The organism is Aeromonas sobria, assembly GCF_006243315.1.
Lineage (GTDB): Bacteria > Pseudomonadota > Gammaproteobacteria > Enterobacterales > Aeromonadaceae > Aeromonas > Aeromonas sobria_A.
The window spans coordinates 72,151-95,465 of the sequence record NZ_NKWE01000044.1 but is presented as its reverse complement, the minus strand read 5'-3'; the positions used below and the strand labels follow the sequence as shown (position 1 = coordinate 95,465).

At 59.0% G+C, this 23,315-nt stretch carries 22 protein-coding genes; 14 read left to right on the top strand and 8 right to left on the bottom strand.

Annotated elements, in window-relative coordinates; translation table 11 throughout:
- Window positions 1-508: 508 nt before the first annotated feature.
- The 11 genes from hybO to CF137_RS14690 all read left to right on the top strand — a co-directional run bounded on the left by hybO (window position 509) and on the right by CF137_RS14690 (window position 11,576).
- A complete protein-coding gene (gene hybO, locus CF137_RS14740) occupies window positions 509-1,642 on the top strand; it encodes a hydrogenase 2 small subunit (RefSeq protein WP_068978527.1) in 1,134 nt (377 codons plus the stop codon).
- Between the two features lie 2 nt (window positions 1,643-1,644).
- On the top strand, window positions 1,645-2,694 hold the full coding sequence (hybA, locus tag CF137_RS14735; RefSeq protein ID WP_139719904.1) for a hydrogenase 2 operon protein HybA: 1,050 nt from the start codon (window positions 1,645-1,647) through the stop codon (window positions 2,692-2,694).
- A complete protein-coding gene (gene hybB / locus CF137_RS14730; protein ID WP_098969364.1) occupies window positions 2,687-3,874 on the top strand; it encodes a Ni/Fe-hydrogenase cytochrome b subunit in 1,188 nt (395 codons plus the stop codon). Before hybA ends, hybB begins: the two co-directional genes overlap by 8 nt.
- Window positions 3,871-5,574 (top strand): hydrogenase 2 large subunit, encoded by a 1,704-nt coding sequence (gene hybC, locus CF137_RS14725; protein ID WP_139719902.1) that lies wholly within the window; start codon window positions 3,871-3,873, stop codon window positions 5,572-5,574. Before hybB ends, hybC begins: the two co-directional genes overlap by 4 nt.
- The gene (locus CF137_RS14720; RefSeq protein ID WP_139719900.1) at window positions 5,574-6,104 is read left to right on the top strand and encodes a HyaD/HybD family hydrogenase maturation endopeptidase; all 531 of its coding nucleotides are present in this window, start codon (window positions 5,574-5,576) and stop codon (window positions 6,102-6,104) included. Before hybC ends, CF137_RS14720 begins: the two co-directional genes overlap by 1 nt.
- Window positions 6,086-6,613 (top strand): hydrogenase-2 assembly chaperone, encoded by a 528-nt coding sequence (hybE, locus tag CF137_RS14715; RefSeq protein WP_139719898.1) that lies wholly within the window; start codon window positions 6,086-6,088, stop codon window positions 6,611-6,613. Before CF137_RS14720 ends, hybE begins: the two co-directional genes overlap by 19 nt.
- A 129-nt stretch (window positions 6,614-6,742) precedes the next feature.
- Entirely contained in the window at window positions 6,743-8,353 is a 1,611-nt protein-coding gene (locus CF137_RS14710) for an ABC transporter substrate-binding protein (protein ID WP_139719896.1), read from the top strand.
- Window positions 8,338-9,348 (top strand): ABC transporter permease, encoded by a 1,011-nt coding sequence (locus CF137_RS14705; RefSeq protein ID WP_139719894.1) that lies wholly within the window; start codon window positions 8,338-8,340, stop codon window positions 9,346-9,348. Before CF137_RS14710 ends, CF137_RS14705 begins: the two co-directional genes overlap by 16 nt.
- A complete protein-coding gene (locus tag CF137_RS14700; protein ID WP_139719891.1) occupies window positions 9,338-10,150 on the top strand; it encodes an ABC transporter permease in 813 nt (270 codons plus the stop codon). Before CF137_RS14705 ends, CF137_RS14700 begins: the two co-directional genes overlap by 11 nt.
- On the top strand, window positions 10,144-10,932 hold the full coding sequence (locus CF137_RS14695; protein WP_101347258.1) for an ATP-binding cassette domain-containing protein: 789 nt from the start codon (window positions 10,144-10,146) through the stop codon (window positions 10,930-10,932). The genes CF137_RS14700 and CF137_RS14695 overlap by 7 nt, the downstream gene beginning before the upstream one ends.
- Window positions 10,932-11,576, top strand: coding sequence for an ATP-binding cassette domain-containing protein (locus CF137_RS14690; protein WP_139719889.1), 645 nt, complete (start codon window positions 10,932-10,934; stop codon window positions 11,574-11,576). Before CF137_RS14695 ends, CF137_RS14690 begins: the two co-directional genes overlap by 1 nt.
- A 21-nt stretch (window positions 11,577-11,597) precedes the next feature.
- Here CF137_RS14690 and CF137_RS14685 read toward each other — a convergent pair whose 3' ends face one another.
- Both CF137_RS14685 and CF137_RS14680 read right to left on the bottom strand, forming a co-directional pair.
- Window positions 11,598-12,461 carry a DUF2927 domain-containing protein gene (locus tag CF137_RS14685; protein WP_139719887.1) on the bottom strand — a complete coding sequence of 288 codons (864 nt, stop codon included), beginning with the start codon at window positions 12,459-12,461 and terminating at the stop codon, window positions 11,598-11,600.
- A gap of 26 nt (window positions 12,462-12,487) precedes the next feature.
- Entirely contained in the window at window positions 12,488-12,991 is a 504-nt protein-coding gene (locus tag CF137_RS14680) for a M48 family metallopeptidase (RefSeq protein ID WP_139719885.1), read from the bottom strand.
- Here CF137_RS14680 and CF137_RS21985 point away from each other — a divergent pair.
- Entirely contained in the window at window positions 12,990-13,166 is a 177-nt protein-coding gene (locus CF137_RS21985; RefSeq protein ID WP_162515949.1) for a hypothetical protein, read from the top strand. The two genes, CF137_RS14680 and CF137_RS21985, sit on opposite strands and share 2 nt — an antisense overlap.
- Before the next feature lie 47 nt (window positions 13,167-13,213).
- On the opposite strand, the gene CF137_RS14675 is transcribed toward CF137_RS21985, so the two are convergent.
- From CF137_RS14675 to ppnP, 3 genes are all read right to left on the bottom strand, one after another.
- Entirely contained in the window at window positions 13,214-14,584 is a 1,371-nt protein-coding gene (locus CF137_RS14675) for an L-serine ammonia-lyase (RefSeq protein ID WP_101319941.1), read from the bottom strand.
- 276 nt (window positions 14,585-14,860) lie between these two features.
- Complete coding sequence (locus CF137_RS14665) at window positions 14,861-16,246, bottom strand: L-serine ammonia-lyase (protein WP_139719883.1); 1,386 nt, start codon at window positions 16,244-16,246, stop codon at window positions 14,861-14,863.
- Between the two features lie 154 nt (window positions 16,247-16,400).
- On the bottom strand, window positions 16,401-16,685 hold the full coding sequence (gene ppnP, locus CF137_RS14660) for a pyrimidine/purine nucleoside phosphorylase (protein WP_162515948.1): 285 nt from the start codon (window positions 16,683-16,685) through the stop codon (window positions 16,401-16,403).
- A 270-nt stretch (window positions 16,686-16,955) separates the two neighbouring features.
- On the opposite strand from ppnP, the gene CF137_RS14655 reads away from it, so the two are divergent.
- Window positions 16,956-18,197, top strand: a complete 1,242-nt coding sequence (locus tag CF137_RS14655; protein WP_083221041.1) for a dicarboxylate/amino acid:cation symporter — start codon at window positions 16,956-16,958, stop codon at window positions 18,195-18,197.
- A gap of 1,416 nt (window positions 18,198-19,613) precedes the next feature.
- Here the strand turns inward: CF137_RS14655 and pfkA are convergent.
- The 3 genes from pfkA to elyC form a co-directional block, all read right to left on the bottom strand.
- The gene (pfkA, locus tag CF137_RS14650; protein ID WP_101319944.1) at window positions 19,614-20,585 is read right to left on the bottom strand and encodes a 6-phosphofructokinase; all 972 of its coding nucleotides are present in this window, start codon (window positions 20,583-20,585) and stop codon (window positions 19,614-19,616) included.
- A gap of 147 nt (window positions 20,586-20,732) precedes the next feature.
- Window positions 20,733-21,488 carry a triose-phosphate isomerase gene (gene tpiA / locus CF137_RS14645; protein ID WP_042021855.1) on the bottom strand — a complete coding sequence of 252 codons (756 nt, stop codon included), beginning with the start codon at window positions 21,486-21,488 and terminating at the stop codon, window positions 20,733-20,735.
- A 135-nt stretch (window positions 21,489-21,623) separates the two neighbouring features.
- Window positions 21,624-22,394, bottom strand: a complete 771-nt coding sequence (gene elyC / locus CF137_RS14640; protein WP_139719925.1) for an envelope biogenesis factor ElyC — start codon at window positions 22,392-22,394, stop codon at window positions 21,624-21,626.
- Window positions 22,395-22,504: 110 nt separating this feature from the next.
- On the opposite strand from elyC, the gene cmoM reads away from it, so the two are divergent.
- On the top strand, window positions 22,505-23,281 hold the full coding sequence (gene cmoM / locus CF137_RS14635; RefSeq protein WP_101319946.1) for a tRNA uridine 5-oxyacetic acid(34) methyltransferase CmoM: 777 nt from the start codon (window positions 22,505-22,507) through the stop codon (window positions 23,279-23,281).
- Window positions 23,282-23,315: the final 34 nt, after the last annotated feature.

Below are 23,315 nucleotides of genomic sequence, written 5' to 3'. Positions count from 1 at the left end.
CTGTTTTTCCATGGCTAGCGTGGTGGGGGCCAGCAAGGGAAGTGCAATGGGCCTGATCCGCTAGCCGCCAGTGCTGCCGGTGAAGGTGCATTAGGCAAGGGTGCCAGGCATCCAGTCAGATTGGGGCCAGTAAAAGGGGCGACAAAAGTGGGCGACAAGAACATGCGATTGGGTGCATGAAGATATATCCAACGGATCATTTATGGCGGCGTATCCGGCTTGTGAAATCAAGAAAATACCCAAGTCGCCGCCCATATTAATTTAACCATCTGGCAAAGATTGGCCTGTTGTGCGATTAATTATTTGGCATCCAATTAAATTCATTAAATTTATGGCTTGGTGAGTATCTCTTTAGGGGTAAATAGTTTTATTTGTGATGTGGCTCGCCTCGAAAATAGGGGTAAGCCTGTCGAAATTGATAGAGATCAATACTGCAGGGTGGGTGAGTCCTTAGCATTTCCGCTATTAAGCATTTACCAAACAAGTGCTCACTACGGGAATAAGTAGAATGGTCGAGGATAATTTTTTATCGGCTCATGGGATTAATCGCCGTGATTTTATGAAATTGTGTGCCGGGATGGCCGCAACCCTGGGATTAAGTCAGAATGCCGTTGCCAAGATGGCCACCGCGCTCACCAGCCCCGAGCGGCCGCCGGTGATCTGGATTGGGGCGCAGGAGTGCACCGGCTGCACCGAGTCGCTGCTGCGCGCCACGCACCCCACCATCGAGAACCTGATCCTCAATACCATTTCGCTGGAGTACCACGAGGTGCTCTCGGCGGCTTTTGGTCATCAGGCGGAAGAGAACAAGCACAACGCCATCAAACGCTATAAAGGCAAATATCTGCTGGTGGTGGATGGCTCCATTCCGCTGAAAGATGGTGGCGTCTACTGCATGGTGGCCGGTGAGCCCATCGTCGACCATATTCGCCGTGCGGCCGTCGATGCGGCTGCGGTCATCGCCATTGGCTCCTGCTCCGCTTGGGGCGGCGTGCCTGCCAGCGGTAGCAACCCGACCGGCGCCGTCAGTCTGGAAGAGGCCCTCGGCAATATCGGCACCCCGATCATCAATATCCCGGGTTGCCCGCCCAATCCCCACAACTTCCTCACCACGGTTGCCTACTACATCACCTACGGCAAGCTGCCGGCGCTGGATAGCAAGAAGCGGCCGCTGTTTGCCTATGAGCGGCTGATCCATGAGAACTGCGAGCGTCGTCCGCACTTCGACGCAGGGCGTTTTGCCAAGGAGTTTGGCGATGAGGGGCACCGTCAGGGCTGGTGTCTATACCATCTGGGCTGCAAGGGGCCGGAGACCTACGGCAACTGTTCGACCCTGGAGTTCTGTGATGTGGGCGGTGGCATCTGGCCGGTCGGCATCGGCCACCCCTGCTACGGCTGCAACGAGCAGGGGGTGGGTTTTAGCAAGGGGATCTTCCAGCTCGCCAAGGTAGAGAACCCGACCCCGCGGGTGGATAAACCCGATGTGAAGATCCAGGAGGGGGGCTATACCTCGCCCACCGCGACTGGCCTGATCGGTGGCGCCCTCGGGGTGCTGGTGGGGGTGAGTCTGATGACGGTGCGTGAACTCGGTCGCCAGCAGAAGCGCCACGAAGCCGGGCAGCACCCATCACGGGAGGAGTAACCGTGAACAGACGCAATTTCCTCAAATTCGCTTCTGCCAGCGCGCTGGCGGCAGGGGCTGCCGTGCCCGGCACCGCACTGGCGGCGGCCAAGAACAAACCGCCCATTCCCGGGGCGCTCGGCATGTTGTATGACTCCACCCTCTGCGTCGGCTGTCAGGCCTGTGTGGCGGAGTGTCAGCGCCTCAATGGCAACCCGTCCAATCCGGAGGGAGCACAGACCTGGTCCACCAACGACAAGCTGACGCCCTACACCAACAACATCATTCAGGTGTGGCAGAGCGGTACGGGTGAGCACAAGGATCAGCTGGTGGATGGCTACGCCTACATCAAAAAGCAGTGCATGCACTGCGTCGATCCCAACTGCGTCTCGGTCTGTCCGGTGCAGGCCCTTACCAAAGATCCCAAGACCGGCATCGTTCACTACGATCCGAGCGTCTGCACCGGCTGCCGTTACTGCATGGTGGGCTGCCCGTTCGATGTGCCCAAGTATGACTACGACAATCCGCTGGGGGCGATCCACAAGTGCGAACTCTGCAACCAGAAGGGGCTTGAGCGGATCGATCAGGGCAAGTTGCCCGGCTGTGTCGAGGTGTGCCCGACCGGCGCCGTGATTTTCGGCACCCGTGAGGAGCTGATGGCCGAGGCCAAGCGCCGCCTGCTGGCGAGCCCGGGTAGCGAATACGCCTATCCGCGCCAGACCCTCTCCGCCAACGACCCTTACCTGCACGAAGTGCCCAACTACCAGCCTTACGTCTATGGCGAGAAAGAGGGGGGCGGTACCCAGGTGCTGGTGCTGGCCGGGGTGCCCTATACCAAGCTCGACATGCCAGATCTGCCGGAGCTCTCCTCCGGTGCCCGCTCCGAGCATATCCAGCACACCCTCTACAAGGGGATGGTGCTGCCCATGGTGGTGCTGACCGGCCTCTCGGTGCTGATCCGCCGCAATACCAAGAAGAACGGTCACGATCACCATCATGATGATGATCATGATCAGGGGAGTGCGCAGAGCAAGGATCAGGGCGTAACAAAGGGAGGCAAGGATCATGAGTAACCATAAGGCTCATCCCCTCGGTGGCAAGTTGGTCAGCTGGCCGGTGCTGGTGCTGGCCCCTTTTGCCGTGCTGTGCGGCATGTTGATCTTGAAACGTCTCGTCTTCGGGCTAGGCTCGGTCACTGACTTGAACGGCGGCTATCCCTGGGGGCTGTGGATCTCCTTTGACCTGCTGATCGGCACCGGTTTCGCCTGTGGCGGCTGGGCGCTGGCCTGGGCTGTCTATGTGTTTAACCGCGGCGAGTATCACCCGCTGGTGCGGCCAGCCTTGCTGGCGAGCCTGTTTGGCTACTCGCTGGGTGGTCTCTCCATCACCATCGACGTGGGGCGTTACTGGAACCTGCCGTACTTCTACCTGCCCGGTCACTTCAACACCTCCTCGGTGCTGTTCGAGACGGCGGTCTGCATGACCATCTATATCGGGGTGATGGCGCTGGAGTTTGCTCCCGTGCTGCTGGAGAAGTTTGGCTGGAAGGCGTCACTCATTCGCCTCAACAAGATCATGTTCTTCGTGCTGGCGCTGGGGGCTCTGCTGCCCACCATGCACCAATCCTCCATGGGCTCCCTGATGATAGTGGCGGGGGAGAAGATCCATCCGCTCTGGCAAAGCTATGAGTTGTTGCCGGTCTTCTCGCTGTTGACCGCCTTTATCATGGGCTTTTCCATCGTGGTGTTTGAGGGCTCTTTGGTACAGGCAGGACTGGCGGGGCGGGGCCCCAACGAGAAGTCGCTCTTCTACAAGCTGACCCAGGTGATCGATATCTTCCTGATCCTGTTTGTGGCGCTGCGCTTTGCCGAGATCGTCATCAATGATAAGTCGGCCTATCTCTCCGAGTTCAACCGCTTCTCCATCATGTTCTGGAGCGAGATTGCGCTGATGATCTTCCCGCTGCTGGTGTTCCACTGGGACAAGAGCCGCCGCGATTCGCGCATGTTGTTTCTGGGGGCTCTCAGCATGCTGCTGGGCGCAGCCCTCTGGCGACTGGATTACTCCCTGCTCGCCTTTAACCCCGGCAATGGCTACCACTACTTCCCCTCCGCGGAGGAGGTGCTGATCTCCGTTGGCTTCGTCGCCATCGAGGTGTGTGCCTATTTATTGCTGATCCGGTTGTTGCCGGTACTGCCATCACTTGAACGTGTTCACCAAGATTATCAGGCCCGAGGGAAAGTCAACGTATGAGCCAACGAATCACCATAGACCCCATCACCCGCATTGAGGGGCACCTGCGTATCGACTGCGAAATCGAAGGTGGAAAAGTGACCAAAGCCTGGTCGTCCGGCACCATGTGGCGCGGGATGGAGGAGATCGTCAAGGGCAACGACCCGCGCGATGCCTGGATGATTGTGCAGCGCATCTGCGGGGTATGCACCTCCATTCACGCCATCGCCTCGGTGCGGGCGGTAGAGAACGCCATCGGCGCCAAGGTACCGGTCAATGCCCAGTTCATCCGCAACCTCATCATCGCGGCCCACAACATCCACGATCACATCGTCCACTTCTACCAGCTCTCCGCGCTGGACTGGGTGGACATCACGGCAGCGCTGCAGGCCAATCCGCAAAAGGCGGCGGATATCCTCAAGGGGGTCTCTACCTGGTCCCTCAACAGCGCCGAAGAGCTGACCAAGGTGCAAGACAAGATCCGCGCCCTGGTGGCCAGCGGCCAGCTCGGCATCTTTGCCAATGGCTACTGGGGTCACAAGGAGATGAAGCTGAGCCCGGAGGTAAACCTCATCGCCGTGGCTCACTACCTGCAGGCGCTGGAGTGCCAGCGCGATGCCAACCGCATCGTCGCCATCTTGGGGGGCAAGACCCCGCACATCCAGAATCTGGCGGTGGGCGGGGTAGCCAACCCCATCAATCTGGATGCACCGAGCGTGCTCAACCTCGAGCGGCTGCTCTATGTGAAGAGCTTCATCGACCGGCTCGGCGAGTTTATCGAGCAGGTCTACAAGGTGGATGCCGCCATCATAGCCGCTCACTACCCCGAGTGGCTGAGTCTGGGGCAGGGGGCCAAGCACTACCTGAGCGTGCCTGAGCTCCCCACCGACGCCGACGGCGGCAGCTTCCTGATGCCGGGCGGCTATATCGAGAATGGCAATCTGGCAGGCTATCGCCCCATCGAGAGCCATCAGGACGCCTGGCTGATGGATGGCATCGCCGAGAGCAACAAGCACGCCTGGTACAAGGATGACGAGCCCCTCAAGCCATGGGAGGGCAAAACCGAGCCCAACTACACCGGCTGGCAGGATGATGGCAAATACTCCTGGGTTAAATCCCCCACCTTCTACGGCAAGGTGGTGGAGGTGGGGCCGCTCGCAGACCTCTTGGTCAAACTGGCCGCCAAACACCCGGAGACGGTGACGCACTTCGACCAGTTGAATGGCATTTATAAAGCACTGACCGGTTCGGCCATCAAGACCGAACAGCTGCACTCCACCATGGGCCGCATCATCGGCCGCGCGGTGCGTTGCTGCGTGCTGAAAGATACCCTGGCGCACCAGTGGCAGGCGCTGATCGACAACATCGGCAAGGGGGATTTCACCGCCTACATCAAGGCCGAGATCCCGGCGGACAAGGAGTTTCGCGGGGTGGGCTTTGAAGAGGCGCCGCGCGGCATGCTCTCCCACTGGATCGTCATCAAGGAGGGCAAGATCGCCAACTATCAAGCGGTGGTGCCCTCGACCTGGAACTCGGGCCCGCGCAACTTCAATGACGAGCCCGGCCCCTACGAGCAGGCGCTGGTAGGCACGCCGGTGGCGGATCCGGCCAAACCGCTGGAGGTGGTGCGCACCATCCACTCGTTCGACCCCTGCATGTCCTGCGCGGTCCACGTGGTGGATACCCAAAATGGCGAAGTGACTCAGGTGAAGGTGCTGTGATGAACACCTTGATCCTGGGAGTGGGCAACCTGCTGTTGAGCGACGAAGCGGTGGGGGTACGCATCGTCGAGGCGCTGGGGCGCGAATACCGTTTCGCCCCCGGCATCGAGCTGCTGGACGGCGGCACCGCCGGTATGGAGTTGCTCGAAGCGATGGCCAGTCGCGACCACATTATTCTGGCGGATGCGGTGCGCAGCGGTAACCCGCCGGGCACAGTGGTGACCCTGAAGGATGAGGAGATCCCGACCCTGTTTGGCCGCAAGATCTCCCCACACCAGCTGGGGCTGGCGGATGTGCTCTCGGCGCTGCACATGACGGGGGAGTCGCCAAAGCGGCTCACCCTGATCGGCATAGAGCCTGAATCCCTTGAACCGCGCATCGGTCTTACCCCTGTGGTGGCGGCGGCAATGGGGGAGGCGAAGGATCGGATTTTGACCCTGCTGGCCAGTGTTGGCGCCCCCGCCATTGCGCTCTCCGATGCCGAGCGGGCAAAGCAAGAGCAGGAGGGTCTATGGCGCAGTCCCATTTAAGCGAGTCTGATGCAGTGCAGGAGCGCCAGCAGGAGTTTTCGGGTTTTGCCAGCAATCCCGCGCCTTTGCTGGTGGCCCAGTATGAGCGGATCGCTCGGGAAGAGATGCAAGGGTTGCCTTTCTATCACCCGGACATGCCCATCGTAGCGGAGAGTGTGCTGTTTGAAGGGCAGTGGCTCGGCTGCGTGCTCACCCCCTGGATGCTGAGCGTGGTGGTGCTGCCGGGGCCGGATCAACTCTGGCCGGTGCGCAGCAGCAGCGATCGGCTCGCCCTGCAGCTCCCCTGCGGCAACATGACCTTTATGGTGGGTGAATTGCCCGAGACGGGGCAGCTGCTGGCTTGTTCCCTGATGTCGCCGCTCGAACCGCACCTGGGTGCCGAGCAGGGGCGCTCATTGGTGAGCAGCACCCTCAAGATGCTGCTCTCCTTGCCGGTGCAGCAAGGGGCTGGCGGCGTGGATCTGGGGCGCAGACGGCTGTTCGGTGCCCGGCGCGGCCAACCGGCATAGTCGCTAGGTTTCACGCGAAATCAAGTTTAGAATAGGGGGCCACTTTGGCCCCTCACTCGCATTTACCAGCACGCATTCAACCTCTTCTTTCAGAGATAAAGAGTGAGTGGAACAATAAAAAGGATCCCCATGGCTGTTTCTCGCAATCCCCTTCGCCATTACGTCAGCCCCAGTGCTGCCACCCTGTTGACCCTGCTGCTGGGCACCGCCTCTCACGCCGCGCTGGCCGCTACCCAACCGGTGCCTGCCGAACTCAAGCTCGCCATCGGCGCCGAGCCCACTGAAGGGTTTGACCCTCTGCTTGGCTGGAGTCACGGCAGCTACCTGCTGCTGCACAGCCCGCTGCTTAAACAAAACGCCGATCTCAGTTGGCAGGATCTGCTCACCCAGGCGGTGACCCCGAGCAAGGATGGCAAGGGGTGGCTTATTACTCTCAAGCCCGATCTGAAATTCTCCAATGGCGCGCCGCTCACCGCCGAGGATGTGGCCTTTACCTACAACAGCGCGGCCAAGGGCGGCGGCAAGATCGACATGGGCAACTTTGTCTCGGCCAACGTGCTCTCGCCTACCGAGGTGGCCATCGTCTTAAGCGCCCCCCAGAGCACCTTCGTCAATGTGCTGGGCTCCCTCGGTATCGTGTCGAAGAGGGATTACGACGCAAAAGCGTACGCTCAAAAGCCGGTCGGTGCCGGCCCTTACCGGCTGGTGAGCTTCCTGCCCGGTCAGCAACTGGTGGTGGAGGCGAACCCCTATTACGCCGGTGGCAACAATGATTTCAAACGGCTGGTGTTTGTCTTTATCGATGAAGAGAGCGCCTATGCCGCTGCCCAGAGCAGCCAGCTCGATCTGGTGCGCATCCCCCCGTCGCTGGCGCCCACCGTGCCTGCCTCCCTCAAGCTGTGGGTTCGGCCGAGCGTGGAGAACCGTGGCATCGTCTTTCCGATCCCCCCTGCGGGCGGCAAGGATGCCAAGGGTTATCCCGTCGGCAACGACGTGACCGCCGATGTGGCGGTGCGCCGCGCCATCAACTATGCCATCGACCGCAAGCTGCTGGCCGATCAACTGCTGGAAGGGCACGCCATCCCCGCCTATAGCGCGGTGGAAGGGTTGCCCTGGCTAAACAAAGCCACTGCCTTCAAGGATGGGGATGTCGCCCATGCCAACGCCCTGCTCGATGAGGCTGGCTGGAAGATGGGCAACGATGGCATTCGCCACAAGGGTGACCTGCGCGCCGCCGTTACCCTCTGGTACACCAGTGGCGACAGCACCCGCCGGGATCTGGCGGAAGCGGTGCGCGCCATGCTCAAACCCATCGGTCTCGAAGTGAGCCTCAAATCCGGCAGCTGGGAGCAGGTGGAACGCGAGATGCACGCCAATCCGGTGCTGATGGGGTGGGGGAGTCTGGATCCCATGGAGCTCTATCACCACTATCAGAGTGGTTCGGGTGGCGTTGAGTTCTACAACCCGGGCTACTACAGCAACCCTGTGGTGGATGGCCACCTCAAGCAGGCGCTGGATGCCCCGAATTGGCAGGCGGCGGTACCGTTCTGGCAGCAGGTGGAGTGGGATGGCAAGAGCGGCGCCGGGGTGCAGGGGGATGCTGCCTGGGCCTGGCTGCTCAATGTGCAGCACACTTATCTCGCCAACAGCTGCATCGACCTTGGCAAGGGGGCGCCGGAAATTCACGGTAGCTGGTCCCTGCTCAACAACCTGCAGGATTGGCGGTGGACGTGCCGTTAAGTTCGCCCGTTAGCGCTTCCGGTTACATCTTGGTAAAAGCCCTGCTGCGTCTGGCAGGGCTGCTCTGTCTGGTCTCTGTCGCCACCTTTGTGCTGCTGAGTTACTCCCCCATTGATCCCATCAAGGCATATATCGGCAACGATCTGCTCCATGTGCCGCCCGAGCAGTACGCCCGCATTGCCGCCCGCTGGGGGCTGGATCAGCCGCTGTGGCTGCGCTACTGGCACTGGTTTAGCCAAGTGCTGCAGGGGGATTTCGGTTACTCCATGCTCTACAACGCACCTGTGGTTCAGGTGATCGGCAGCCGCTTTGCTGCCTCCTTCCTGCTGCTGGCGGGGGCCTGGCTGCTCTCCGGCTTTTTCGGCATCCTGCTGGGCCTCTGCGCCGGTCGCTATCTTAACCGCTGGCCCGATCGCTTTATTTGCCGCTTTGCCTATCTGCTCGCTTCCTTGCCCACCTTCTGGGTTGGCCTCTTGCTGCTCGCGCTGTTTGCGGTGCACTGGCCGCTGTTGCCGGTCTGCTGTGCCTGGACGCCGGGGTTCTCAGCCGATGAGGCGGATTGGGCCATGCGATTGCGCCATCTGCTGCTGCCGGTCACCACGCTGGCGCTGCTCGGGGTGGGCAACATTGCCCTGCATACCCGGGGGCGGGTGGCCGAGGTGCTGGAGAGTGACTTTATCCGTTACGCACGCGCTCAAGGGGATGGCGGCTGGCCCATGCTGCGTTTTCACGTGCTGCGCCATGCTCTGACCCCGGCGATCTGCCTGCAGTTTGCCTCGCTGGGGGAACTGATTGGCGGGTCGCTGTTGGCGGAGAAGGTTTTCTCCTACCCGGGGCTTGGGCAGGCGACGGTGGATGCGGGGCTTAGGGGAGATATCCCCTTGCTGATGGGCATAGTGCTCTTTTGCACCTTGCTGGTCTTTATAGGCAACACTGTGGCCAGTTTGCTGCTGGCCCGCATCAATCGGGGTTGGGAGGGTGAGCATGCTGTTTAATCCGTTCCCCTCAATATTGCGGTTGGCCGTGGCTCTGATCGGATTGGCGCTGCTGGCCGCCTACGGCTGGAGCCTCTCTCATCAGGATGTGCCGATGGATCTGCTGGCGCGCCAGCAACCCCCCTCGCTGGTCCACTGGTTCGGCACCGATCAGATGGGGCGGGATCTCTGGTTGCGGGCCTTTCAGGGCACCCTCACCAGTCTGGAGCTGGGGATCAGCACGGCCCTGTGCAGCGGCTTGCTGGCCATGGTGGCGGCAAGCCTGTCGCTCATTCACCCCAGATGCGATGTGGCGGTGCGGCTCGTGATCGACGCCATGCTGGCGCTGCCCCATATGCTGCTGCTGATCCTGATCTGCTTTACCGTGGGGGGCGGCATGCGCGGGGTGATCCTGGCGGTGGCGCTGACCCACTGGCCCAAGCTGGCGCTGATCCTCTGCGCAGAAGCGCGGCGGATCGCCTGCAGCGACTACGTGGTGCTGGCCCGCTGTCAGGGGATGGGGGCGCTGCGTCGCTGGCGCACCCACCTGCTGCCGGGGTTGTTGCCCCAGTGGTTTATCGGCACCTTGCTGATGTTTCCCCATGCGGTGCTGCACAGCGCCGCCTTGAGCTTTCTCGGCTTTGGTCTGGCGGCCCATGAGGCTTCCCTTGGCCTGTTGCTGGCGGATGCGTTGCGTTATCTGGCCGGCGGCGGCTGGTGGCTGGCTCTTTTCCCCGGGGTGATGCTGCTGACGTTGGTTTTACTGTTTGATCAGGCTACCCGCGCCCTGCAGCAGCTCTGGTTTGGGGGTGAACCATGCTGAGTTTTGACCATGTGACCATAGAGGCGGCCCACTACTCCTGGCTGGGGCGGCGCAGTTGGCAGCCTTTGCTGACCGATATCAGCCTGCAACTGGCGCCGGGGGAGATAGTGGCGCTGGTGGGGGGGAGCGGTGAGGGCAAGAGCCTGCTGCTGCAAAGCGCCCTGACCCTGCTGCCGGACAACCTGCGGATGCGCGGCGCCATCTCCCTTGATGGCACGCCCCTGTGCGACGCCAGCCGAGCCCGTCTGCGTGGTCACACCCTCTGCTATGTGCCGCAGGGGGTTAGCGCCCTCAATCCGCTGCTGACGGTGGAGCGCCAGCTGGGCCGGGCGGCGCGTCTGTGTGGCCAGAACGGTTCTCGCGAGCGGCTCGGCGAACAACTGCTGCGCTACCAGCTGCCCGCTGCCACCCTGGACAACTATCCGCGCCAGCTCTCCGGCGGCATGGCCAAGCGCATTCTGGCCTGCACTGCGGCGCTCGGCGGCGCCCGCTACATTCTGGCGGACGAGATCACCGCCTGGCTCGACGAGGAGCTGGCCTGCCTGCTGCTCAGCCAGTTGCGCGAATTGGCCAATCAGGGCAGCGGTATTCTCTGGGTCACCCACGATCTGGCGCTGGCGGCCCGCTTTGCCGATCGCATTGTAGCGCTGCATCAGGGGCAGGTGAGCGACACCTTGAGCAGCCACCATCTGCGCCAGGGGCAGGGGAGCGAGATGCTCCGTGCTCACTGGCAGGCGCTGCCGGAGTTCAATGCGCTCTTCTCTGTGCCGGAGGTTTCCTGATGTTTGAAGTTCGAGATCTCACCATCGCCCAGGGGGAACGCCCCCTCTGGCAGGGGCTTATCCTGACGGTCAAAGCGGGTGAGCGGCTTGGCATCTCCGCCCCGAGCGGTTATGGCAAGACCACGCTGGGGCGGGTATTAGCCGGTTGGCAACCGGTTCGGGGAAGCGGGGAAATGCGGCTGGATGGGCAGCCTGTGCCTGAGCCAGTGAAGGGGTATAACCCCATCCAGCTGGTGCCCCAGCACCCGGAACTCACTTTCAATCCCTATCGCACCACCGGGCAGGCGCTGTGGGATGTGTGGCGCCCCGATGATGCCATGCTGGCCCGCTTTATGGTCAAGCCCGAGTGGCTAAGTCGCAAGCCGGGTCAGCTATCTGGCGGCGAGCTGGCCCGCATCGCGCTGCTGCGCGCCCTCGATCCCCGTACTCGTCTGCTTATTGCAGATGAGGTGACCGCCCAGCTGGATCCGCAAATTCAGCGCCATATTTGGCTGGAGTTGATGCGCGAGTGCGAACAGCGCGGGCTTGGCATCCTGATTTTTAGCCACCAGCAGGCGCTGCTGCGCCAGATCTGCCATCGGGTGCTGCGCTTTGATCCCCACTGCGAACCAGTGGCTGAGGTGATGGCAGCCACTGCTGCCTGATAGCACCGGCAGGGGAGGTATTCACAGCCCCGCCCAGCTTTTCAGGCTCTGCTGCTGCACCCGGCGATTGGCTTCGCGGATCTCCCCCTTGGCGCGCAGATCAGCCAGCGCAGTGGGCAGCGCTGCGCGGATCTCGTCACTGCTCATCCCCGGCTTGAGGGCCGGGTGATAGGCCATCTTGAGCAGCACATAGTCGAGGCCGGTCAAAAAACTGTCGATGCTGTTGTCATTGAAGATGGAGGGGAACACCTTGTCCGAGTCGTTGGGCAGCCCCATCACCTGGGTGAACTCCTCCACCACGCAGTCGAGAAAGCGCCCCTTGGCCCGGCTGTAGTCCACCGGAATGATGATGGTGGCACGGCTGATCTCGTGCTGCGGGTTGGTGGCGAAGTTGGCAAGGCAGAGTCCCTCCTTGAGGGCGATGTTGACCGACGGGTCGTTGCCCATGGTGCGGTTGGCCCAGCTCTTCATCTTGCTGTAGTCGGTCATGATCAGGGTCAGATTGGGCTTTGCGGTCACCATGCTGATGGGGTGACCGGTGATGCGGGCCAGATGGGCCGCCTGCACCTTGACCACCTCCGCCTGCAGCGGCTTGTCCCCCGACTCGTTGATGAGTTGCAACCGGATTGGCTGCTGCCAGCGGGCGAAGCGGGTTTGCTTGGCTTCGCCATACTCCCGCTCCATGGCGATGGCCATAAAGCTCTCGACCAGATAGCTGTCGCTCTGCCAGCGCTCATCGGCCCAGGCGCTGTGGCCCGCGAACAGAAGCAGCAGGGCTAGCAGCCCGCGTGACCCGCGGCGAGGACGGGCAGCGCGGCACACATTGGCAATGACCACAGTGGCAATAAAGCGCGTGGCGCTAAAGGGGATGGCGGCAAATGACATGTTTCCTCCTTGAAACGGTTGTCAGCCTAGCGGCTGGCCTTGTCGATATCGCGCCAGGTGAGCCAGAGTCTGAGATCAAACTCCAGTTGATGATAGTCCGGCTCCATGTGCTGGCAGAGCTGATAGAAGCTCTTGTTGTGCTCCTTCTCTTTGATGTGGGCCAGCTCGTGTACCACGATCATCTTCAGAAAGGGCGGTGGCGCCTCCTTGAACAGGGCGGCGATGCGGATCTCGTTCTTGGCCTTGAGCTTGTTGCCCTGGATCCGGCTGATATAGGTGTGCAGGCCGAGGGCATCCTTGATGACATTGATCTTGCCATCGAATACCACCTTGGATAACGGCGCCGAACTCTTGAGGTAGCGGTTCTTCAGCTCCATGGTATAGGCCAGCAGCGCCTTGTCACTCTGGACCTGATGGCTATCGGGATAGCGTTTGGCCAGCATATCCCCCAGCTTGCCTGCGCTGATCAGTTGTTGTACCTGGGCTTTGAGGGGATCGGGATAGCCACCCAGATAGGTCAGTTCCGCCATGTCTATTACTCGTTACATCCAAAAGAGCGCCATTGTAGTGATCGCAGGCCCGCTTGCCTACTGCTGGCCGCCGGTGGCTCGCTTCCTGACCCTGTTCGACAGGCATAAAAAAATCCGAAACCCTGCAACAGGTTTCGGATTTTTCATTGATGGGGATCGGTCAATGGCGCCTTAACTGCCAGCCATCATCGGCGATCCCGCGTTGAACAAGAGGGTGAACCCTTATTCGCAAGCAACCTGCATTACCTTGATGGCCAGACCACCACGGGATGTTTCACGGTACTTGGAGTCCATGTCCTTGCCGGTGATGTACATGGTCTCGATGACCTTGTCCAGTGATACACGTGGCTTGGAGGTACGACGCAGGGCCATGCGGGAGGCGTTGACCGCCTTCATGGCGGCAATGGCGTTACGCTCGATGCAAGGTACCTGTACCTGACCGGCAACCGGATCACAAGTCAGACCCAGGTTATGCTCCATGCCGATCTCGGCCGCTTCACAGACGTGCTCCGGGCTACCGCCCATCAGCTCGGTCAGACCAGCTGCGGCCATGGAGCAGGAGACGCCCACTTCACCCTGGCAACCCACTTCGGCACCGGAGATGGAAGCGTTCATCTTGTAGAGGATGCCGACAGCACCGGCAGCCAGATAGAAACGGGTGTACTCGTCGCGGCCAACCGGCTGGATGAACTTGTCGTAGTAGGCCAGTACGGCCGGGATGATACCGGCAGCGCCGTTGGTCGGTGCAGTCACCACACGGCCACCGGCCGCGTTCTCTTCACTCACGGCCAGCGCGAACATGTTGACCCAGTCAATGATGTTCATCGGATCGTTGGAGAGATTCTCGTTGGTGCTGAGCTGACGGAACAGCGGTGCAGCACGGCGGGGAACCCGCAGCGGGCCGGCCAGTACACCTTCGGTGCGGCAGCCGCGCTCGATCCCTTCACGCATGGTGTTCCAGATCTTGCCGAACTTCTTGTAGATCTCTTCCGGGGTATTGAAGCACTTCTCGTTCTCCAGCATCAGGGCGGAGATGGAGAGACCGGTCTGGCTGCTGTGGGCAATCAGTTCGGCTGCGCTCTTGAACGGATAACGGACCGACATGTCGCCGCTGTCTGCTTTGCCAAAGTTCTCTTCGTCAACGATGAAACCACCGCCGATGGAGTAATAGGTCTTGCTGTAAACCGCTTCATCTTCAATGAACGCGGTCAGCTTCATGCCATTTTCGTGCAGCGGCAGGGCTTCGTCATGGAACACCATGGCATTGCGCGGAAAGCTGACGGTGTGGCAGTGCAGACCGATCGGCAGACGCTCGGTCTGCTCGACGCGAGAGATAAACTCGGGGATCGCATCGATATCGACGTTTTCCGGCAAGTTGCCTGCCAGACCCATGATGATAGCTGTGTCGGTGTGGTGGCCTTTACCGGTCCAGGAGAGGGAGCCGTAAACATCCACTTTGATGCGGGTGATCTCGCGGATTTTGCCGCCTGCGCGCAGCTCGTCAACAAACTGCTTGGCCGCTTTCATCGGGCCAACCGTGTGGGAAGAAGAGGGGCCTACACCGATTTTGAAGATATCAAAAACGCTGATCATGTCACAATTACCTCAGGGTAGAAGGGGGCGGCATGCCCACTCACAGAAATTTGGGAGATCCATGGAGCGCTCTTGGTAGAACGCGGTCACTGAACCAGATAACCGTAGTGTAACGGCTCAAGACCTAAAAAAAGTTGAAATAGATCTATTTTTGTTGAATCTGAGGCGGGATTATAAAATTAATTTTGTTGCTTATCCATTTTGTTAAGCGTTTGCCCATAAAAATACCCGGCGACGCCGGGCATTTAGGAACCAAATGGAGTCAATTTCTGTTTTTTAACATTCAGTAATGTTAACTGCCAGGCCACCGCGGGCGGTCTCCTTGTATTTGGTCTTCATGTCGTTGCCGGTCTCCCACATGGTTTTGATCACCTTATCCAGCGATACCTTGTGCTCGCCAGTGCCGCGCAGGGCAAGGCGGGCGGCATTGATCGCCTTGACTGCCCCCATGGCGTTACGCTCAATGCAGGGCACCTGCACCAGCCCGCCGATGGGATCGCAGGTGAGGCCAAGATTGTGCTCCATGCCGATCTCGGCGGCGTTCTCCACCATGGCCGGGCTGCCGCCAAACAGCTCGGTGAGTGCCCCGGCGGCCATCGAGCAGGCGACCCCGACCTCACCCTGACAGCCCACTTCCGCCCCCGATAGCGAGGCGTTCTTCTTATATAAGATGCCGATGGCGGCCGCGGTGAGGAAGTAGCGTACCAGCATCTCGTCATCCACCTTGTGGACGAAACGATCGTAGTAGTGCAGTACCGCAGGAATGATCCCGGCCGCCCCATTGGTCGGGGCGGTGACCACCCGGCCACCGGCCGCGTTCTCTTCATTGACCGCGAGGGCAAACAGATCGACCCACTCCATCACCATCAGCGGATCCTTGTTGAAGTTGGTTTCGCAGCTGAGCTGACGGAACAACCCCGGTGCGCGGCGTAGCACTTTGAGGCCGCCCGGCAGCACACCTTCGCTCTTGCAACCGCGCTCGACACAGCCTTGCATCGCTTGCCAGATCTTGCGCAGCCCCGTTTTTATCTGTTCATCACTGCGAAACACCCGTTCGTTAGCCAGGATCAGGCCAGAGATAGAGAGGCCGCTCTCCTGGCAGTGGGCGAGCAGTTCGGCCCCGCTGTCAAACGGGTAGGGGACCGGGTGCTCGGCATCCGTCTTGATGGCCTCTTCCTTGGCGGTGGCGAAGTGGCTCTCTTCAATGATGAAGCCGCCCCCGATGGAGTAGTAGGTCTGGCTAAACAGCAGGACGTTGTCGGCGGCAAAGGCGCGCAGGGTCATGCCGTTGGTGTGAGCCGCCAGCGTCTTGCGGCGGTTGAAGATGATGGCCCCGCTGCGGGGGAAGTGGCTCGGCTGTTCACCGGCCAGTAGCAGGCGCTGCTCTTTATCCACCTTGGCCAGCAGATCCGGAATAGCATCGATATCGACCGATTCCGGTTCAAAACCGGCCAGCCCCAGAATGATCGCCTTGCCGGTCGCATGCCCTTTTCCGGTCTGGCCCAACGAGCCGTAGCACTCCACTTCGACCCGCGCAGTGTGTGGCAGATGACCTTGCAGGCGGAGCAGCTGGATGAAGGCATAAGAGGCCCGCATAGGACCGACGGTATGGGAAGAGGAGGGGCCAATGCCGATGGAAAACAGGTCAAACACGCTGATCATGACATCAATCCGGTGATGGTTTATGTCTGTTTATTCTAGGATTTTTGCCGTAGATAGAAAGGGGGGAGATGCAGTGCTGTGACATGGGCACAGATAAAGTGGTGACGGCGTGTTCATCCGGGTTGAAGGGGACTTGCCCCTTCAACCTGCGGGATCAGTCGAGAAATTCGCACAGATAGGCGGTGGGGGTTTTCACTTCCAGTTTGAAGGAGGAGTGGCCCGCGACCAGAAAGGATTCACCCTGGTGATAGGTGTGCCACTGATCTTCATCAACCAGCTGGATAGTGAGTGCGCCTTTGATCACTGTCATCCGCTCGGGGGCGGCGGTGTTGAACTGGTAGTCACCGACGTTCATCACCCCAACGGTAGATTTTTCGCCTTTTTGTTCGAAACCGATGGATTTTACATTTCCGTCAAAATATTCGTTAACTTTCAGCATCTTTACATCCCTGTGTGTACGTTTGTGCAGCCAAGCTAGCACAATCTTTTGCCAATTGTCATGGGGGGATGGGCTAAAAATCACCGTGGCCGCTTTGAATCTTTACTTTTTAGCAAACTTATTAATAGTTAAGGTTAACGACTTGCTGATTTAAAACAGCTATTAAATGTGAGATAAAGCGACCAAATAGGGGAATGAGCCGATGCTCATTCCCCTATTTGGTTAATTGCACTGGGAAAGTGTGAATTCTGCTACATAAAGGAACGTATTGTGTTAACTAAAGGACTCATTAAAAACATCGGCTTCCAGGTTGTGGTGGCCATGGTATTGGGCGCAGTGGTCGGGGCCTTCATGGGTGAACAAGCCACCGTGTTTGCACCGCTCGGTACCCTGTTTATCCAGCTGATCAAGATGCTGGTGATCCCGCTGGTGGCGGTTGCCATCCTCTCGGGTGCTGCCAATCTGGGTGCTAGCCCGGCTGCTGGCAAGATCGGCGCTGCCACCCTGGCCTTCTTCCTCGGCACGTCAGCTCTGGCTGTGCTGCTGGCGCTGGTGATGGGACAGATCTTCAAACCCGGTGTCGGGGTCGATTTCGGTTCAGCCTCCGCCATGTTTAGCGGTGACTATGCCGATAAAGGGGCGCTGCCGGATGCGGTTGCCACTCTGCTTGGCATGATCCCCACCAACGTGTTCCAGTCGCTCAACGAGGCGAACATCCTGCAGATCCTGGTGTTCTGCATGTTCCTCGGCATTGCGCTGGCCAAGCAGCCGCGCGAGCGCGCCAAGCCGCTGGTCGATGGGCTCAATACCCTGGTGGATGCCTTCGTCTGGATGATCAACAAAGTGATGATCATTGCGCCGCTCGGGGTGTTTGGTCTGATGGCCGAAGCCATCGGCACCTATGGCTTCGACGTGCTGACGCTGGTGCTCAAGCTGTTCGTGGTTTATGTGGCTGCCATTCTGATCTTCGGCTTTGTGGTCTATCCGCTGCTGGTGATGGCGTTTTCCAATACGCCGGTGATGAAGTACCTCTCTGCCATGAAGAAGCCGCAGATCGTGGCCTTCTCCACCGCCTCTTCCATGGCGACCCTGCCGGTCAACATGGAGACCTGTGAGCATGATCTGAAAGTGACCAACGCGACTGCCTCCTTCGTGCTGCCGCTGGGGGCCACCATCAACATGAGCGGTAACGCCATCTATTACGGTCTGGTCGCCATCTTCTTTGCGCAGGTTTACAACATCGACCTGAGTGTCGGTGCCTGGGCTGCCATCATCGTGACCTCCACCCTGGGGGCGATCGGTCAGGCCGGTGTGCCGGGCCCAAGCTTCCTGGTGGTTGCCGTGCTGCTGGCGGCCGGGATCCCCATCGAAGGGTTGCCGCTGCTGTTTGCGCTGGATCGTCTGTTCGACATGATCCGCACCTCCCTCAATATCACCGGTGATGCGGCCTGTGCTGTCATTGTTGACCGCTTCAGCCCGGAATATGACCCACAGCGTTGGAACAAGGCATAACAGCTTTGAGTTGGACTAAAACAGCGCTGAGATAAACAGCCCTGATCTGAAACGGTGTGACGCGAGCCCCTGCCATGATGGTGGGGGCTTTTTTATATCTGCCGGACAGGCATCAGGGGGAAAAGCGTGAGCAAGGGGCTGCTTGCGCTGGAGTGAATGGTGAGCACTGGCAGGGGAGCAATGTCGAGTGTCGAGACGGTCAACCTGTAGCGGCGGCTGGGGGGTTGCTAAATGGCAGGTAACAAAAAGGGGAGCTTGGCTCCCCTCGGATATGATCTGCTGCTGGTTGTCTTTCATCAGGTCAAACAGAGTGTGGTTAAACCATCCTGGTTACACCCTTGTGGCGAAAGAAACAGCGTCAACGTACAGAAATCATATCTATGTTGGCTATCGCGGCAGTGCTGTTGAAAAGCGCCAGTTAGTGGCGATGAAACAGGCATGCCTGACAGAGATGTTCCGGATTGATGTCTCTCTATCCGGCTCAGAACTGTGACAGTGAGGGCAGAGAGACAGCAACCAGGGTAAAAAACACCGTAAAGACGGCAGTAACAACAAATTCTTTCATTTTCTTCTACCCAGATTGTTAGTTGATGCAGTCAAGATACCATAACTAGCCCTTAAAACAAGCGCATTATTGTTTAAATGGGTGTTTTGATGGTTGCTGGAGGCGAACGGTCTATTTTTGTCATCTTGCGCTGTTTTTATCGACCATTTGGCTTTGAGGTGATCTTTTAATCAACTGGTTTTATTAAATTCATTATAAATCAGTGTCTTATGTTTTTAGGGTGAATGCTTTAGGTGGGGGCTATGTGGCTCCATCTTTGTTTTTTGTAAATTAACATGGCTATTATGGCCCTGGATGGGTGATGAAAACTGTCCCAATCAAGCGGTTGGCCATTTCTGGCGAAGATAACCCAGCCAAAAAAAGTAACCACTGGTAAGGATGACGCCAGATCGGGGCGGCTTGCATGACAGCCTCTGGTTGAGCCGCCAAGTCACTGCAATCCCGCTGACATAGGGACGATGTGTGGTGCAGCCCCCTATCGGGCATTGCGAGCTCTGTGTGAACGTCAGCCCTCAAGATGGGGCCGCCAGAGCCCGTCGTCGTTGATATGGGTTGGATGCACGGGATAGTTGCGGCGGATGTGCCTGTTGTAATTGCAGCGGCATGCCCATATTCCCTGATAGGGCCAAGGGGGAGCGCAGAGACAATGGTTGGGGAGGATGACAGCGCTTGCCGTGCGCAGGGTTGCGGCATAGGAGCAGGATGATGGCGACACGTTACCAAGAGAGGGTGTTAGCCGCTCTGGCCGATGGATGAGCTGCCATACTGGCGCCATGGCTGGTTGCTTCAAATAGAAAAAACCCTCCAGCGGAGGGTTTTTTGCATTACCAAGCTATCTAAATGGCAGCGGCTTAGAACAGAGTGGTAGAGAGATCGTAGAGTTCCTGATTGAACGGACGCTTCAGATTCTCGATGCAGTCGATGATGTCGTGATGCACCATGACGTTACCCTGAATACCGACGCAGCGACCACCCTCACCAGCCAGCAGTTGCTCAACCGCGAAGGCGCCCATACGACTGGACATGATACGGTCACGGGCGCTCGGGGCACCGCCACGCTGGATATGGCCCAAAATGGTGGCGCGGGTTTCACGACCGGTCAGCGCTTCAATGTCTTTGGCCAGCACATTGACGTCGGTGACGTGCTCACAGATGGTGATGATGGCGTGACGCTTGCCTTTGGCTTCGCCTTCCTTGATCTGTTGCAGCAGCTTCTCTTTGTCAAAAGCCACTTCCGGCACGATCACGTACTCGGCACCACCAGCAACGGCCGCAGACATGGCCAGATCGCCACAGTGGCGGCCCATGATCTCGACCACTGAGATACGGTGGTGGGAGCTGCAGGTGTCGCGCAGACGGTCGATGGCATCAACCACTACGTTCAGTGCAGTATCAAAGCCGATGGTGAAGTCGGTACCGGCGATGTCGTTATCGATGGTGCCCGGCAGGCCGATGCAGGGGAAACCCTCTTCGGTCAGCTTCTTGGCACCCATGTAGGAGCCGTCACCGCCAATCACCACCAGCGCATCGATGCCATGCTTTTTCAGGTTCTGGATAGCTTCGGCACGTACTGCCGGATCTTTGAAAGCAGGGAAACGGGCAGAGCCGAGGAAAGTACCACCACGGTTGACCACGTCGGAGACGCTGTGGCGCTCCAGCTTGACGATGCGATCCTGGTGCAGGCCCAGGTAGCCATCATAAATACCGTAAACTTCCAGGCCATGATGCAAACCGGCGCGAACCACGGCGCGAATAGCTGCGTTCATACCCGGTGCGTCGCCACCACTGGTCAAAACACCAATACGTTTGATTTGTTTGGTCATGAGTGCCTCTGGATCTGAGTTGTCAAATACGAATGTTGAAATAGACAAGCCACTTTTACTATATCGGCTTTCCTATGGAATGCGGGGTGACCATAGGAAAGGCGATATAGAGAGGGGACGTGCCCCTCTCTTATTAGTCATCGAAGATTACTGGGCTGCGCCCGCGATGATCTGGGAGAAGTCGTCCACTTTCAGGGACGCACCACCGACCAGGCCACCGTCGATGTCCGGCTGACCGAACAGGTCGGCAGCAGTGGCACCAGTGACGGAACCGCCGTACAGAACCTGTACTTTGGCAGCGATGGCAGCGTCAAAACCGGCCAGATACTGACGGATGTGCGCGTGAACGGACTGAGCGATCTCCGGAGTGGCAGTCTTGCCAGTACCGATGGCCCATACCGGCTCATATGCAACAACGGCGTTGCTGAAAGAGGCGATGCCGCAACGGTCGATAACAGCTTTCAGCTGGGTCTCAACCACGTTCTTGGTCACACCGGCTTCGAACTGCTCCAGCGTTTCACCGATACACAGAACTGGCACCAGGCCACCTTTCTGGATCGCTTCGTACTTGGCAGCAACTACGTCGTCGGTCTCTGCGTGCAGGGTACGACGCTCGCTGTGACCAACCAGGGAGTAGGTGCAACCGAAGGCTTTCAGCATGGAAGGGGCGTTTTCGCCGGTGAAGGCGCCAGACTCGTGAAGGTCAGCGTTCTGGGCACCGTAAGCAATTTTGCTGTCAGCGGTCAGCTGCTCAACCAGACCCAAAAAGATAACCGGCGGGCAGACGGCGACTTGCACAGAAGGATGAGCGGCAGCAGCCGGGGTCAGTCCTTTGATCAGAGCTTCAACAGAAGCTTTGGTGCCGTTCAGTTTCCAGTTACCCATTACCAGGTGCTGTCTCATCTTGTATATCTCCTAGGCATTTGATTGCGCGACATTATATGAATTGAACCGAGCCCAAGATAGCTGACCCGGCGGCAAATGACGTAATTTTTTTTCGCTTTCCTGATCCAAATCAGGAATGAAACGCTTGATCGCTCATTCGTTAACCTGCCCCCGCAAGCGGGCCCACCATACCCCAATCCATTCGTGGATGGCAGCCTCGGAATACATCAGATAACGCCCTTTGGGTAAATAGCTGTAGAGCGGCTGTGCTTCCTGGCTCTGCTTGGCGGTGTAGTCAGTGGGGGCTGGCACGGCGTTGAGTCCCTGGCTCTGATAAAGTGCCATGGCGCGGGGCAGGTGAGTGGCCGAACTCACCAGCGCCACCTCTTTGCCCTTGAGATGGGCACTGATGCTGACCGCCTCGTCATGGGTGTCTTTGTTGTTTTCAAACAACGTCATTCGCGCGCGGGGGATGCCAAGGCTCATCGCCATCCGGGCGTTGACCTCGGCGTTTGAGAGGGGATCCCCCGACACATAGCCGGAGAAAATCAGCTCGGCTTGCGGATATGCCAAGGCGAGGCGCACCCCTTCGAGGGTGCGGGCCAGGGCGATATTGTTCTGCCAGGAGCGCTCGGGCACCGCCGGATCGCTGACATGGCCGTTGCCCAGCACCACAATCGCCTCGATATTCGGATGCTGGCTCACCTCGAATGGCGGGAAGCTCTGTTCCAGCCCTCTGGCCAGTTCATAGCTCACCGGTCGCATCCCCATCAGGGTGACAATCAGCAGTGACAAGGTGGCCAGCAGCTTGCCGGTTTTTTGGAAACGGGTGAACCAGAGCAACAGCAGGGCGAGCAGTAGCAGGGAGAGAGAGAAGGGGAGTGGCATCAGCAGTTGGCCTAGCCATTTTTTGACCACAAACAGGTTGAGCTCAAACACGAGTCACACTTCCTTGAGTTTTCAGCAAATTCGGGATGTGACAGAATACCCTTCTTTTTCGTCATGCCCAATGCAGCGGCTAAAGTTGAGTGTTTTTGAAGCAAGATCAAAGTTTTGACGGCCGCACCGACAAGTTCGCCCGTAACATTTATGACTCCACCAAGGGTCGCATTCGCACCACCATCGTCTGGAGTGACATCGAAGCCTGCCTGGCCCGGCTTGGCAATCGACCGCTGCGCATCCTCGATGCGGGGGGCGGTTTTGGCTATTTTGCCCAGAAGCTGGCGGCCATGGGCCATCAGGTGGAGCTGTGCGATCTCTCTGCCGACATGCTTGAGCTGGCCCGCAGCCAGATCGCCGAAAAGGGGCTGCAAGAGAGAATTCGTCTCATCCATTGCCCCATTCAGGATCTCAAGGCCCATGTGACCGGCACCTTTGATCTGGTGCTCTGCCATGCGGTGCTGGAGTGGCTCGCCGAGCCGCGCCAGACCCTGCTAGGTCTGTTCCCTTTCGTCAAGGCTGGGGGCATACTGTCGCTGCTTTTTTACAACCGCCATGGCTTGCTGTTTCAGAGTCTGGTGGTGGGCAATTTTGACTATGTGCGGCTTGGCCTGCGCAAGAAGCGTCAACTGCCGTTGACCCCCACCAATCCCCAGTTGCCGGAGCAGGTCTATGACTGGATCGGGCGAGGGGGGCTAAAGATCATCGGCAAGACCGGGGTGCGGGTGATCCACGACTATATGCGCAACCGGCAGGATCAGAGCGAGAAGTTCGACGATCTGCTGGCCATGGAGCAGCAATATTGCCGTCAGGAGCCGTTTGTCGGACTGGGGCGCTATATCCATGTGATGGCGCAAAAACCGGCCAGCTGATGCCCGGGATAACGTGATTTTTTTGATGCTACCG